Genomic DNA, 12,956 nt, shown 5'->3' with positions numbered 1-12,956 from the left:
GGCGATGTCGCTAAGCGCTGCCGGCTAAGGCCCACTGGCGCTCGCGTCAATCTGTTAAAGAAGGCGAGTTCCGGCTACCCTCCCCGGCTTTCCGACGAACCGAGAGAACCGATGATTCGCGACACCATCAAGGCTGCGCTGGTTTCCGCCATGAAGGGCGGCGACAAGCAGACCACGGCCACGATCCGCCTGATCCAGTCCGCGATCAAGAACCGCGACATCGAGGTGCGCACCGGCGGCGCCCCCGCCGACGACGACGCGCTGGTGGTCGAGGTGCTGCAGAAGATGGTGAAGCAGCGCCGCGAATCGATCGCCATGTACGAGCAGGGCAACCGCCCGGAGCTCGCCGCGACCGAGGCCGCCGAGGTCGAGGTGATCGAGCGCTTCCTGCCCGCCCAGATGGACGAGGCCGAGACGGCGGCGGCGATCGAGGCGATCAAGGCCGAGCTGGGTGCGACGGGCATGAAGGACATGGGCCGCGTGATGGCCGAGCTGAAGGCGCGCCATGCCGCGAACCTCGACATGAGCAAGGCGTCGGGCGCGGTGAAGGCGGCGCTGGCGGGCTGAGCCCAAGCGCGCCCCTGCCTGGCGGCGGGGGCGCCGGCGGCGCGTACCGATGAGCCTCTCCCCCCAGTTCCTCGACGAGCTGCGCGCCCGCACGGTGCTGTCGGCGCTGATCGGCAAGAGCGTGAAGCTCCAGCGTGCGGGGCGGGAGTGGCGCGCCTGCTGCCCCTTCCACAACGAGAAGACGCCCAGCTTCTACGTCAACGACGACAAGGGCTTCTACCACTGCTTCGGCTGTTCGGCGCATGGCGATGCCATCCGCTGGATGACCGACCAGCAGGGCCTGCCCTTCATCGATGCGGTCAAGGAACTGGCGCAGGCGGCGGGCCTGGAGGTGCCGGCGCAGGACCGCCGCTCCGCCGAGCGGGCGGAGCGCGCCAAGGGCCTCCATGACGCGATGGAAGAGGCGTCGCGCTGGTTCACCGAGCAGTTGCACGGGCTCGCCGGTGCCGAGGCGCGGGCGGCGCTGGAGCGGCGCGGCATCTCGGCCGGCACGGCGCGCAGCTTCGGGCTGGGCTACTCCCCCGATTCGAGGGGCAAGCTGAAGGAAGCGCTCGCAAGTTTCGGCGACCCGATGCTGGTCGAGGCCGGCTTGCTGATCCAGGTCGAGGACAAGGCGCCCTATGACCGGTTCCGCGGGCGGCTGATGATCCCGATCCGCGATGCGCGCGGGCGGGTGATCGCATTCGGCGGCCGCGTGATCGGCGACGGCGAACCCAAGTACCTCAACTCCCCCGAGACGCCGCTGTTCGACAAGGGGCGCACGCTGTTCAACCTCGACCGTGCGCAGGCCGCCGCGCGCAAGGCCGGCAGAGTGATCGCGGTCGAGGGCTATATGGACGTGATCGCCCTCGCCCAGGCTGGATTCGGGGAGGCGGTGGCGCCGCTCGGGACCGCGATGACCGAGGCGCAGCTGGAACGGCTGTGGCGGATGTCGGACGTGCCGATCCTGTGCTTCGACGGCGATGCCGCGGGGCAGAAGGCGGCGATCCGCGCGGCGCATCGCGCGCTGCCGCTGCTGGGGCCCGGCCGCAGCCTCTCCTTCGTGACGCTGCCGCAGGGACAGGATCCGGACGACCTGGTCCGCAGCAAAGGACCGGGCGCGTTCGAGACGCTGCTGCGCGAACCCGAGCCGCTGGTCGAGCGGCTGTGGAAGCAGGAGCTTGCCGCAGAACCGCTGACGACGCCGGAGAACCGCGCGGGCCTGAAGCGCCGGCTGGGCGAGCTTGCCCGCACGATCGGCGACCCGATGGTGCGGGACGAATATCTGTCCGAGTTCCGCAACCGCTGCGACGAGGCGTTCGCGCCGCCCGAGCGGAACCGGCAGTGGCAGGGCGGCGGCGGGGGTTCGTGGCAGCGCGGCAGCGGCGGCCAGCCGCGCGGCGGCAACCGGCCGGGGCAGCGTGGCGGCTGGCGTCCGCCCGAGCCCCCGCCCTCCGACACCGCGCGCCAGATCGCGCAAGGGATCGACCCGGTGCTCGCCAAGGCGGTGGTCGCCGGACTGATCCGACACCCCGCGCAGATCGCCCGGCACCTGGAGGTGCTGGGATCGCTTCGCCTGGCCGACGGCGCGCTCGGGCGGTTGTTCGAAGCAGTCGTCGATGTGGCACTTGCCGACCGGCAACTTGATAGCGGCGGAGTTCGTACCATATTGGCGAAGTCTGGTTTCAACGACATCGCAAACGAACTGCTGAGGGCGGATACCCTGCCCTTTTCGTTCACTCGTCATGACGGGGACGACGAAGCGCGGGCGGTGGCGGACCTGGACGAGGCGATCGCCGTTCTGGTGACGCGTCCCGCGGTGGATGCGGCATTGGCGGAGGCGACGGCAGCGTTGCAGGCCGGGCTCGATGAGACCGCATTCGAGCGTCAGGTGGCGCTGGTGCAGGAACAGGAAGCGCTCAAGGCGCGTCTTGCAAATCTGGTGCTGGCAGACGAAGACGATTAGAATCAGGCCGGATTTCAGTCCGGGTTTTTCGAGGGCAATTGATGGCGAAGGCGAACGGTGGCGGCGACGACACGATGGAGACGGGCGACGCGCCGCTGATCGATCTGAACGAGGGATCGATCAAGAAGCTGATCGCGCGCGCAAAGAAGCGCGGCTACATCACGGTCGATCAGCTCAACGAGATGCTGCCGCAGGACCAGATGTCCTCGGAGCAGATCGAGGACATCATGGCCGCGCTCAATGAAATGGGCGTGAACGTCGTCGAGAACGAGGAAGCCGGCGAGGAAGGCGAGACCGAGCAGGCCGCCGACGACGGCGACGAGGATTCGGGCGACCAGCAGGACGATTCCGCGCCTGCGTTCGAGGCGGCGAAGAAGAAGGAGACGGTCGATCGCACCGACGATCCCGTCCGCATGTACCTGCGCGAGATGGGCGCCGTCGAGCTGCTCAGCCGCGAGGGCGAGATCGCGATCGCCAAGCGCATCGAGGCCGGCCGGGACACGATGATCCTGGGGCTGTGCGAAAGCCCGATCACCTTCAACGCGATCATCGGCTGGTCCGAGGCGCTGAACGAAGGCACGATGCAGCTGCGCGAGATCCTGGATCTCGACGCGATGCTGTCGAAGGGTCCGTCTGCCGAGCAGGTCGAAGCCGCCGAGGACGACGAAGGCGACGAGATCAACGAGAAGAGCACCGGCCCGTCCTTCAAGGAAGAGGAAGAGCCGGAAGAGGAGTCTTCGGACGACGAGGACGGCGAGCGCCGGGGCCCGCGCAACTCCGACGACGAGGAGGAGGACAACACCCTCAGCCTCGCGCAGATGGAGGAGACGCTCAAGCCGCAGGCGCTGGAGAAGTTCGCCAACATCACCGCGATCTACGAGCAGTTCTCGCGCATGCAGGCGCGCCGGCTCGACGCGATGGGCACGGGTGCCGAGCTGACGGCCGCCGACGAGGCGACCTACCAGAAGCTGCGCGAGGACCTGACCGCCGAGGTCGAGAGCGTCCAGTTCCACCAGGCGAAGATCGAGTATCTCGTCGACCAGCTCTATGCCTTCAACCGGCGCCTGACGGCGCTGGGCGGCCAGATGCTGCGCCTTGCCGAGCGCCATAAGGTGCCGCGCAAGTCGTTCCTGGAGCAGTATGTCGACCATGAGATGGACGAGCAGTGGCTGACCTCGGTCGCCAGCCTCGACAAGAAGTGGAAGGCGTTCGCCGAGAACGAGGCGGCGTCGGTGGACCGCATCCGCAGTGAGGTCGCCGAGATCTCGCAGCAGACCGGCATGGCGCTGAGCGAATTCCGCCGCATCGTGAACATGGTGCAGAAGGCGGAGCGCGAGGCGCGCATCGCCAAGAAGGAGATGGTCGAGGCGAACCTGCGCCTCGTGATCTCGATCGCCAAAAAGTACACCAACCGCGGCCTGCAGTTCCTGGATCTGATCCAGGAGGGCAACATCGGCCTGATGAAGGCGGTGGACAAGTTCGAGTATCGCCGCGGCTACAAGTTCTCGACCTATGCGACGTGGTGGATCCGGCAGGCGATCACCCGCTCGATCGCGGACCAGGCGCGGACCATCCGCATCCCGGTCCACATGATCGAGACGATCAACAAGCTGGTGCGCACCAGCCGCCAGTTCCTCCACGAGCAGGGCCGCGAGCCTACGCCCGAGGAAATGGCGGAGCGCCTCTCCATGCCGCTGGAGAAGGTGCGCAAGGTGATGAAGATCGCCAAGGAGCCGATCTCCCTCGAAACGCCGATCGGCGACGAGGAGGACAGCCACCTGGGCGACTTCATCGAGGACAAGAACGCGATCATCCCGGTGGACGCCGCGATCCAGGCGAACCTGAAGGAAACGGTCACCCGCGTCCTCGCCTCGCTCACCCCGCGTGAGGAGCGCGTGCTGCGCATGCGCTTCGGCATCGGCATGAACACCGATCACACGCTAGAGGAAGTCGGCCAGCAGTTCTCGGTCACCCGCGAACGCATCCGCCAGATCGAGGCAAAGGCGCTCCGGAAGCTCAAGCATCCGAGCCGGTCTCGCAAGATGCGCAGCTTCCTCGACCAGTAAGCACCACAAGGCCCCGGAAAGCAGCGCTTTTCGGGGTCTTTCTTTTGGGGCGGCCCGACGCCACATGCACGGTCTGTTTACGCCCTTCTGCTAGGCGGTCGCATGAGCGGGTGCCATGGCGGGCCCCGGGGCAGTGGACGCGACGGAGGAGGCCGGTCCGTGGGTGGGGTGATCAACGCGACGGCGCCGGACGCATGGTCCATGGTGTCGTCGCTGGCGAAGCGCGACGGCAGTGCCGGGCAGCCGCAACTTGCGGCGCTCGCCCAGGACGCGTGCGACCCGCGCGACGTCGCCGATGCCGCCCATCACCTCTGCATCCTCCACGGCCGCCAGCCCGGCGTCATCGAACATGCGGCGGCCCATAGCGACTTCGACTTCGCGCGCGACTGGCTGATCGAGGCGGCGGCGGGCTTCGCACAGGAACGCGGCCATCTGGTGGCCTTGGCCGCCGCGGCGGGGCCGATGCCGAGCACGCCGGGCCAGGCCAATACCGAAGCGGCGATTGCGGCGCAGCGCCACGCGATCGACATGCTTTCGCAGTCCGAACGGCGTGGCTGTGCGCTGGGCGCCGCGATCGCGCTGGTGCTGGACTGGCCGGCGATCCGGACCGGGCTGGATGCGGCGGCAATCCGCCAGGGGCTGGACCCGGTGCCGCTTGCCCTCCCCGACTCGGCCACGACCGCCGATCTCGTCGCCATGCTCGCGGCCAACCGGGCGACCGAGCGCGCGATGCTGTTCGGGGTGGAACAGCTGCTTGCCCAGCACCGCGGGCTCTGGGACCTGATGGAGGCCCGATCGGAAGCGCGCGCCGGCTGACCGCGGGCGCTTTTGCGCGAGTCCCTGCGCCCGCGTTAACCGACAGGTTAGGAAGCCGGGCTACCACGGCCCCATGTTCGCTTCGATGCTCAGGGGCGCGCTCTGCCTCTCCCTTGCTGTCACCGCGACGCTGCCCGCCGGCGCGCGAACCCTGCTCGACTATACGGGCGAGTGCGTGCCCTTTGCCCGCAGCGCGTCCGGCGTGCAGATCTACGGCGATGCCTGGACCTGGTGGGACCAGGCGAAGGGCAAGTACGAACGCGGCCACGTACCCAAGGTCGGCGCGGTGCTGGCGATGGCCAAGTCCGAGCGGCTGCGGCTCGGCCATGTCGCGGTGGTCAGCCGGATCGTCGACAAGCGCGTGCTGATGGTCACCCACGCCAACTGGTCGCGAATCGGTGGCACGCGCGGACAGGTGGAGCAGGACGTGACGCTGTTCGACGTCTCCCCGGAAAACGACTGGACGCAGGTAAAGGTCTGGTACCGCGACAGCGACGGGCTGGGCGGCAGCATCTATCCCGCCCACGGCTTCATCTATGGGGACAAGCCGGTGGCCGAGCTGAGCGGCAAGAGCCCTGATTACGTAGGATCGCTGATCGACGCCTATGCGCGCTGACCGCTGCCCGCTAGCCTGAGCCGGGGGGCGCGAATGGGGGCGTGGAAGCGGGATGCGCGTTGGGCGCTTGCGGCCGTCGCGACAGCGATCGCGGCAGGCCTGGCGCTGCGCATCGCGGCGGGCACCGGCGCGCTGTGGCTGGACGAGGCCTGGTCGGCGGTGTTCGCGCGCGACGCCGGAACCCCGCTCGGCGTCCTGTGGCTCATCAACCACGACAACAACCACCATCTCAACACGCTGTGGATGCAGCTGGTGGGGTTCGATGCGCCCCCGCTTCTCCAGCGGGCGCTGGCGATCGCGTCGGGCACGCTCACCATCGGCGTGGCGGCGGCGATCGGCTGGCGGCGCAGCCCCGTGGCCGGGGCGATCACGGCGGGGCTGTTCGCGCTTTCGCCCGCGCTGGTCTGCTACGGTTCGGAGGCTCGCGGCTACGCGCCGATGCTGCTGGCCTTCGTGACCGCGGTGCTGCTGGTCGACCGCTGGCTCGCCGCCCCCGAACGACCGCCGAAGGCCGCAAGCCTCGCGATGGCGCTGGGCCTGGGGCTGCTCGCCCAGGCGACGATCGTCTTCGGGCTGGCGGCGCTGCTCGGCTGGGCGGCGGTCGAGCGGCGGCGCGTCGTCGGCCCCGGCACTGTGGCACGCGAAATGCTGCGCGTCTTCGGCCCTGCCCTGCTGACGATGGCGGGCGTCGTCGCGCTGATGTGGCTCGCCGCGCACAGGAGTGCGGCCGGCTTTGCCGTGGGCGGGGTACAGCCGCACAGCTGGGCCGGCTGGGCACATGCGCTGTCGCAGCTGCTCCACTATACGCTGGGGCTGCCACCGCTGGTGGGCGCGGTCGTCCCCCTGATGCTGTTGCGCGCACCCCGCAGCCCGCTGCGCGACCTGGCCCTCTGGAGCGCGATCGCGTTTCCGCTGATGCTGGCGCTGCTCGCGCTGCCCAACAGCATGATGCCCCGCTATTATCTGGTCGGCAGCGTCGGGCTGCTGCTGTGGCTGGGCGAGGGGCTGGCGCGGCTTGCCGGGCGGGGTGCCCGCGCGCGGGCGGCGGTCGGCGTGGCGCTGCTCGCCGGAGCGATGGCGATGCTCGCGACCGACCGGCTGCTGATCGCGGACCAGCGTGGCGATCCCGGGCAGGCGATCGCCGCCATGGCAGCACTCGCGCCCAAGGGCACGACGGTGGTGGTGCACCGCGACCGGGAGACGGCGGTGCTGGACGCCGCAGCGGCCGCACGCGGCTACCCGCTGGAGGTGCGGGTCGCGCCCTGCCCGGCCGCGCCGTTCGTGCTGGTGGACCGTGACGGCGACCACCCCTTTCCCGCCCATGTCCGCGCGTGCGGCCAGCCCTATGCGGTGGTGGCGGAGCGCCGTGCCCGGGGGCTCTCCGGCCTCCACTGGCAGCTGCTGCGGCGGCGCGACTGATCCGCCTGCGACCGCGCCGAGGCGAGGGCCGGGCTGGTGTTGCGCAGGCGCAATAAATGCTACAGCCCCGCCCCATGGATTCCGGCTTCAGCACCGCGGGCGAACAGGCGCCAGACGTACAGGCATATGCGGGCGAGACGCACCGCTCGTTCGACCCCGTGCAGCAGGAGGCCGAGGCGGAAGCCCCGTCGGCACGGCGCTGGCTGGTGCCGGCGGTCGTGCTGGTGCTCGCACTCGGGTGGGTGGTGCTGATGGTGTCGCTGGCGGGACCGTGGCTGGGAAGCGGCCCCTTCCCGCCGCAGGTCGCGAGCTTCGTGGCGGCGCTGTGCGTCCCGCCGATGCTGCTGGCGATCCTGTGGCTGGTCTTCCAGCGCAACAGCGCCGCGGAAGCGCGGCGGTTCGGCGACGTGGCGAGCGGCCTGCGCGCCGAGGCCGAGCGCCTGGAGCAATCGGTGGCGGCGCTGACCGAGCGGCTGGCAGCGAATCGCGCCGAACTGGCGGAACAGGCGAACACGCTGCTGGCGCTCGCCGGCAATGCGAGCGAGCGGCTGGCAGTGATCCGCAGCGGCATGGCGCAGGAGAGCGAGGCGCTGAAGCGGCACACCGACCTTTTGGGCGGCACCGCGCGCGAGGCCGAGCAGCGATTGCAGCGGCTGGTGCAGGCGCTGCCGGATGCCCGGACCGAGATCAGCGAGATCGCCGAGGCGGTCGAGCGTGCGGGGACGGCCGCGGCCCGTTCCGCGGGCGAGCTCGACGCCCGGCTGGTCCAGCTGGCGGAGCACGGACGCGTCGCCGGCACCGAAGCTGGGGCAGCAACCGAACGGCTGGCGCAGCATCTCGCGCGGATCGAGGCGTCGGGCGACTTTGCCGGCGCACGGCTGGAGACGGTCGCGGGGAGCATGGTCGACATGATCGAGGCGGTGCTGGAGCGGACCGGCAGCGCCGTCGAGAACGCCCGCTCGGCGCTTGCCGCCGAAGGCGATGCGGCGATCGAGCGGCTCCAGCGCGAGCATCTGGCGATCGAGCGCACGGCGCGCGAGGGCGGCGAGGCGCTGGAGGCGCGCATCGCCCGCATCGAGGACGGGCTGGCGCGGATCGGCGCGACGCTGACCGAGCGGCACCGCGAAAGCGATGCGCTGGTGCGCACCCTGGCCGACGGCATCGACGACGTCGACGCGCGCTTCGCCACGCTGCATGCGACCGGCACCGAGCGCGCCCAGGCGCTGGCGGGCGCGATCGACGCGCTGCGCAACCTGGTGGGCTCGACCACTGCGGCGATGCGCAACGGCGACGCGACCGCGCAGGAGGTTATCGCCACGGCCGAGCGGCTGCTGACCGCGCTCGACGCATCGGCGCGCGAGCTGGACGAGACGCTGCCGGCGGCGCTCGGGCGGCTGGACGAGCGGCTCGCCGTCACGCGCGGCGCGGTTGCCGGCACCACGCCGGAAGTGCGCGCGCTGGTGCAGGACGCCGAGGCGACGCAGCAGGCGGTGGAAAGGGTCGGCGCGCTGATCGAGGGCCAGCGCGTGGCACTGAACGACGCGGCACGCACCATGGCCGAGACGCTGGACACGGGGCGCGAGCGCGTGGACGGCGTTCACGTCATCGTCGACGCAACGGTTGCGACCACCCGGCGCTTCGCCGAGGAGGCGGCACCCCAGCTGATCGAGGCGCTGGAGCAGATCCGCGCGACCGCGACCGGCACTGCGGAGGACGCGCAGAACGCGTTCGACCGGATCGTGCCGACCGCAGCCAAGCGGCTCCAGACCGAGAGCGCCGCAGCGCTTTCGCGCGCGATCGACCGGGCGGTGGTGCAGCAGGTCGCGGCGCTCGGCGAAGCTGCGACCAAGGCGGTCGAGGCTGCCCACCGCGCCTCCGACCGGCTGGCGCAGCAGCTCGGCCAGATCGCGGAGACCAGCGCCGCCATGGAAGCGCGCCTCGCCGAGCATGAGGCGGAGCGTGAGGCATCCGACACGGACACGCTGGCGCGCCGGGTGTCGCTGCTCATCGAGGCGATGCATTCGGCCTCGATCGACATCACCCGCGCCTTCTCGCAGGAAGTGACCGACGCCGCCTGGGCCGCGTATCTGAAGGGCGACCGCGGCGTCTTCACCCGCCGCGCCGTCAAGCTGATCGACTCCGCCCAGGCGCGCGAGATCGCTCAATTCTATGACGAGGATGCGGGCTTCCGCGAGCAGGTGAACCGCTACATCCACGACTTCGAGGCGATGCTGCGCCAGATCCTGACGCTGCGCGACGGATCGCCGCTGGGCGTGACGCTGCTGTCGTCGGACATGGGCAAGCTCTACGTCGCGCTCGCCCAGGCGATCGAGCGGCTGCGCGGCTGAGCCGGCCGCGGAAAGTTAGTCGAAAGTTAGCCCAAGAACCGCCCTCCCCACATCTCCGGCGGACGGCCCCGGAAGGCCGCCGCCGGGACCTGTGCCCGCCGAGTCAGATCAGAGCCGGGCGCTGTAGGAAAGCCCCTGCTCGCGTTCCGGCGGCAGTTTTGCCGCTCAGCCGGTGGCCGATATCGCGGCCGCGATGCAACTTCTGGGGCCGCCCTCCGCTCTAGCCGGGTCTGCAAGTCAAAGCCGGCGGGGTGTTGCCGATGCCTTCTGCGGTGCTGCGTACCATTCTGGTTCCCCGCGCGACGATCTCGCCGGAAGCGCGCGAGCGCGGCTTGCGCTTCCTGCTGATCGACGCCGCCTTCGCCACCGCGATCGGCGCGCTCAACAGCGGCGTGGTGCTGCTGGCGCTGGCGCTGCACATCGGGGCGAGCGAGATCGAGATCGGCGTGATCGCGGCCATCCCGCTGCTGACCCAGATGCTCCAGGCGCCGGCCGTGACCCTGGTGGAGCGGGTGCGGCGGCGGCGGCTGATCTCGGTCGCCTGTGTGTTCGGCGCGCGGCTGGCGCTGCCGGTCTATGCGGCGGTTCCGCTGATCCCCGACCGGAACATCGCCGTCGACGTGCTCGTCGCCGCAGCGCTGCTTCACTACGGCCTGAACGCGGTGGGTGCGTGCAGCTGGAACAGCTGGATGCGGGACCTGCTGCCCGAAGAGCAGCTGGGGGCGTTCTTCGCGCGCCGCAACCTCTATGGAACGGTCGTGGGCGCGGTGGCGACGCTGCTGGCGGCGTTCGCGCTGCAGCGCGCGGGGCGATCGGACCCGGGCGGCGATCGCGTCTATGTGGCGCTGTACCTGATCGGCTTCCTGTGCGGGCTGGCGAGCACCGCGGCGCTGGCGCAGGTGCCCGAGCCGTGGATGGGGCGACGGCGCGGGCGGCCGTCGCTGCGCCGGTTGTTGCTGCGGCCACTGCGCGATCGCAACTTCCGCTCGGTGCTGCGCTACTTGGCCAGCTGGCAATTCGCGGTGAACCTGGCGACGCCGTTCTTCACCGTCTATTTCGTCCGCGAGCTGGGCTTTTCGGTGGGCTTCGTCCTTACCCTGACGGTGGCGAGCCAGCTGGCCAATGCGGCGGTGGTGCGCGGCTGGGGCAGCCTGTCGGACCGGTTCACCAACAAGTCGGTGCTGACGGTCGCCTCCCCCCTCTACCTGCTGTGCATCGCCGGGATGATCTTTGCCGACGACTTCACCGGCGAGCTGTCCCGACCGGCCTATCTGCTGGCGCTGCACCTGGTGATGGGTGCCGCCCAGGCCGGCGTCGGGCTCGCGGCCGGCAACATCGTCATCAAGCTGAGCCCGGCGGGCGCGGCCACCAGCTTCATGGCGACCAACGCGCTGGTGGGGGCGCTGGCATCCGGCGCCGCGCCGATCGTCGGCGGCTGGCTGACGGAGTTCTTCGCCGCGCGCAAGCTGCACCTGTCGATGGAGTGGACGAGCCCGAGCGGCACCGCCGAACTGTTCGGCGTGGGCATCGTGCATTGGGAGTTCTTCTTCCTCCTGTCCGCGGTGCTGGGTCTCTATGCCCTCCACCGGCTGTCGGTGGTGACGGAGCTCGGCTCGGTCGAGCGGCGCGAGGTGATCCAGCACATCGTCCAGTCGGCGCGCTACAACCTGCGCAACGCCTCCTCGGTTGCGGGCGTGCGCCAGGCGCTCGCCTTTCCCGCCGACGCGCTGATCAAGTCGCGGGAGGGGACGCGCTTCCTGGTCGAGGCGCTGTTCGAGCGCCACCGCGACACGCGCGCGCCGGAGGTCGCCCAGGAGGCGGTCGGCACCATGCTGGACGCCGCGTTCGAGCCGCCCGCGGACGACATGTTCGACGCGCTGGTCCGCAAGCTCGACGCGCAGCCGGGGCGGGACTAGCCTATCGCGGGATGGCCGCCAGCACGGGATCGTGGCTGCCGTCGCGCTCGGCACGGGGAAGGTACAGGCGGGGGCGATAGGCTTCGCGGGGGAGACCGTCGACCGTGAAGAGCTGCTCGGTGCCGAGGTCGACCTTGGCGGTGGAGCCATCGATCGTCTCGTTGCTCAGCGCGCCGAGCAGGTCGCCGAGGTCGCTGCCCACGGTGGTGGCGCCGATCGCGTCGAAGCCGATCATCAGCCCCTCCCCCATGCTGCCGGTCCATCGGCCGCCGGCGACATAGACCTTGCCGGCGTAGCGCGCCCCGAACGGGGCGACATATTCCGCGAACCGGCGCGGCGGCCCGAGCACGCGGGACTCATAGGGGATGACGTGCACCTGATAGGGCCGCTCGTGATCGACGAAATGGCCGAGGATGCCGCGCGCGACGCTGGTGTTGCCGCCGCTGGGCGTGTTGCGCAGGTCGATCAGCAGCGTGGTCGTGTCGGCGAGGCTCGCCAGCGCCTGCGCAAATTGTGCGATCAAGGCTTGATCGCCGAGCGAGTTGTGGATGCGCAGGATGCCGAGCGTGCCTTGCCGCTCCACGCTCAGCAGCGGGCCTTCCTGGACACGCCTGGCCTGATCGGTGGTCGCCGCCAGTGCGACGCTGCGGCGGCGGTGCCCGTCGGTTACCTCCAGCGTGCGCGGGCGCCGGCGAGTGCCGGCTAGCGCCATGTTGAAGGCGAAGTCGATCTGGGTCGGGGCGAGCGTCGCGAAGGGGCGGCCGGTGATGGCCTCGATCGCCGCGCTCGGTGAGCGGCCGTCCAGCGCCCGCACGATCATGCCGGGCTTCAGGTCCTTGGCGAGTGCGTCGCTGTCGGCCCGCACCTCGAGGATTCGGAACGTAGTGCCGTCATAGCTGCCGAACAGGTCCGAGGCGGTGGGGATGACCGCCCGGTCCTCGAGATCGAGCGGCCCGACGACGAAATGCGGGTCGGCGAAATTGTGCGCGACGAGCTGGAGCGTGTCGATGAAGGCCTTGTCGTCCGGTGCCCGGCGGGCCTGTTCGGCGAAGGCGGAGAGGATGGCGTTGCCGTCTATACCGGGCCGGTCGAAATAGCCGTAGCGCTCCCGCAGCAGCGTTTCGAACGAGGCCCAGGCGGCCGTGGCGTCGAACGGCTTTGCCGCGGGCGTCGTTTGCGCGCGGGCCGTTGGAGCGGAAAGCAGCAGCAGGACTGCCAGCGGAACGGTCGCGCGAAGATGGGCCATCGGGCGATCATCCGACA

At 70.3% G+C, this 12,956-nt stretch carries 9 protein-coding genes; 8 read left to right on the top strand and 1 reads right to left on the bottom strand.

Annotated features, from left to right (window positions below):
- The first annotated feature begins 111 nt into the window (after positions 1-111).
- The 8 genes from EO081_RS05495 (at position 112) to EO081_RS05460 (ending at position 11,693) form a co-directional block, all read left to right on the top strand.
- The gene (locus EO081_RS05495) at positions 112-567 is read left to right on the top strand and encodes a GatB/YqeY domain-containing protein (RefSeq protein WP_129340874.1); all 456 of its coding nucleotides are present in this window, start codon (positions 112-114) and stop codon (positions 565-567) included.
- Positions 568-616: 49 nt separating this feature from the next.
- A complete protein-coding gene (dnaG, locus tag EO081_RS05490; RefSeq protein WP_129340873.1) occupies positions 617-2,512 on the top strand; it encodes a DNA primase in 1,896 nt (631 codons plus the stop codon).
- Between the two features lie 41 nt (positions 2,513-2,553).
- Complete coding sequence (gene rpoD / locus EO081_RS05485; RefSeq protein ID WP_129340872.1) at positions 2,554-4,578, top strand: RNA polymerase sigma factor RpoD; 2,025 nt, start codon at positions 2,554-2,556, stop codon at positions 4,576-4,578.
- A 159-nt stretch (positions 4,579-4,737) separates the two neighbouring features.
- The gene (locus EO081_RS05480; RefSeq protein ID WP_240697546.1) at positions 4,738-5,394 is read left to right on the top strand and encodes a DUF6975 family protein; all 657 of its coding nucleotides are present in this window, start codon (positions 4,738-4,740) and stop codon (positions 5,392-5,394) included.
- 73 nt (positions 5,395-5,467) lie between these two features.
- Entirely contained in the window at positions 5,468-6,010 is a 543-nt protein-coding gene (locus EO081_RS05475; RefSeq protein WP_129340871.1) for a CHAP domain-containing protein, read from the top strand.
- 33 nt (positions 6,011-6,043) lie between these two features.
- Positions 6,044-7,429 carry a hypothetical protein gene (locus EO081_RS05470; protein WP_129340870.1) on the top strand — a complete coding sequence of 462 codons (1,386 nt, stop codon included), beginning with the start codon at positions 6,044-6,046 and terminating at the stop codon, positions 7,427-7,429.
- A 56-nt stretch (positions 7,430-7,485) separates the two neighbouring features.
- Complete coding sequence (locus EO081_RS05465; RefSeq protein WP_129340869.1) at positions 7,486-9,777, top strand: coiled-coil domain-containing protein; 2,292 nt, start codon at positions 7,486-7,488, stop codon at positions 9,775-9,777.
- 260 nt (positions 9,778-10,037) lie between these two features.
- On the top strand, positions 10,038-11,693 hold the full coding sequence (locus EO081_RS05460) for an MFS transporter (protein WP_240697603.1): 1,656 nt from the start codon (positions 10,038-10,040) through the stop codon (positions 11,691-11,693).
- 1 nt (position 11,694) lies between these two features.
- On the opposite strand, the gene EO081_RS05455 is transcribed toward EO081_RS05460, so the two are convergent.
- Positions 11,695-12,939: a S41 family peptidase gene (locus EO081_RS05455; RefSeq protein ID WP_129340867.1), complete on the bottom strand. Its 1,245-nt coding sequence runs from the start codon at positions 12,937-12,939 to the stop codon at positions 11,695-11,697.
- Positions 12,940-12,956 lie beyond the last annotated feature (17 nt).

This window comes from Sphingomonas desiccabilis (genome assembly GCF_004135605.1).
Lineage (GTDB): Bacteria > Pseudomonadota > Alphaproteobacteria > Sphingomonadales > Sphingomonadaceae > Sphingomonas > Sphingomonas desiccabilis.
Note: the sequence above shows the minus strand (reverse complement) of the source record. Positions and strands in the feature narration are given on the sequence as shown.

Excerpts from the sequence above, each read along its gene's own strand:
- EO081_RS05495 (WP_129340874.1), top strand. The coding sequence starts at position 112 with ATGATTCGCGACACCATCAAGGCTGCGCTGGTTTCCGCCATGAAGGGC.
- dnaG (WP_129340873.1), top strand. The coding sequence starts at position 617 with ATGAGCCTCTCCCCCCAGTTCCTCGACGAGCTGCGCGCCCGCACGGTG.
- rpoD (WP_129340872.1), top strand. The coding sequence starts at position 2,554 with ATGGCGAAGGCGAACGGTGGCGGCGACGACACGATGGAGACGGGCGAC.
- EO081_RS05475 (WP_129340871.1), top strand. The coding sequence starts at position 5,468 with ATGTTCGCTTCGATGCTCAGGGGCGCGCTCTGCCTCTCCCTTGCTGTC.
- EO081_RS05470 (WP_129340870.1), top strand. The coding sequence starts at position 6,044 with ATGGGGGCGTGGAAGCGGGATGCGCGTTGGGCGCTTGCGGCCGTCGCG.
- EO081_RS05465 (WP_129340869.1), top strand. The coding sequence starts at position 7,486 with ATGCTACAGCCCCGCCCCATGGATTCCGGCTTCAGCACCGCGGGCGAA.
- EO081_RS05460 (WP_240697603.1), top strand. The coding sequence starts at position 10,038 with ATGCCTTCTGCGGTGCTGCGTACCATTCTGGTTCCCCGCGCGACGATC.
- EO081_RS05455 (WP_129340867.1), bottom strand. The coding sequence starts at position 12,939 with ATGGCCCATCTTCGCGCGACCGTTCCGCTGGCAGTCCTGCTGCTGCTT.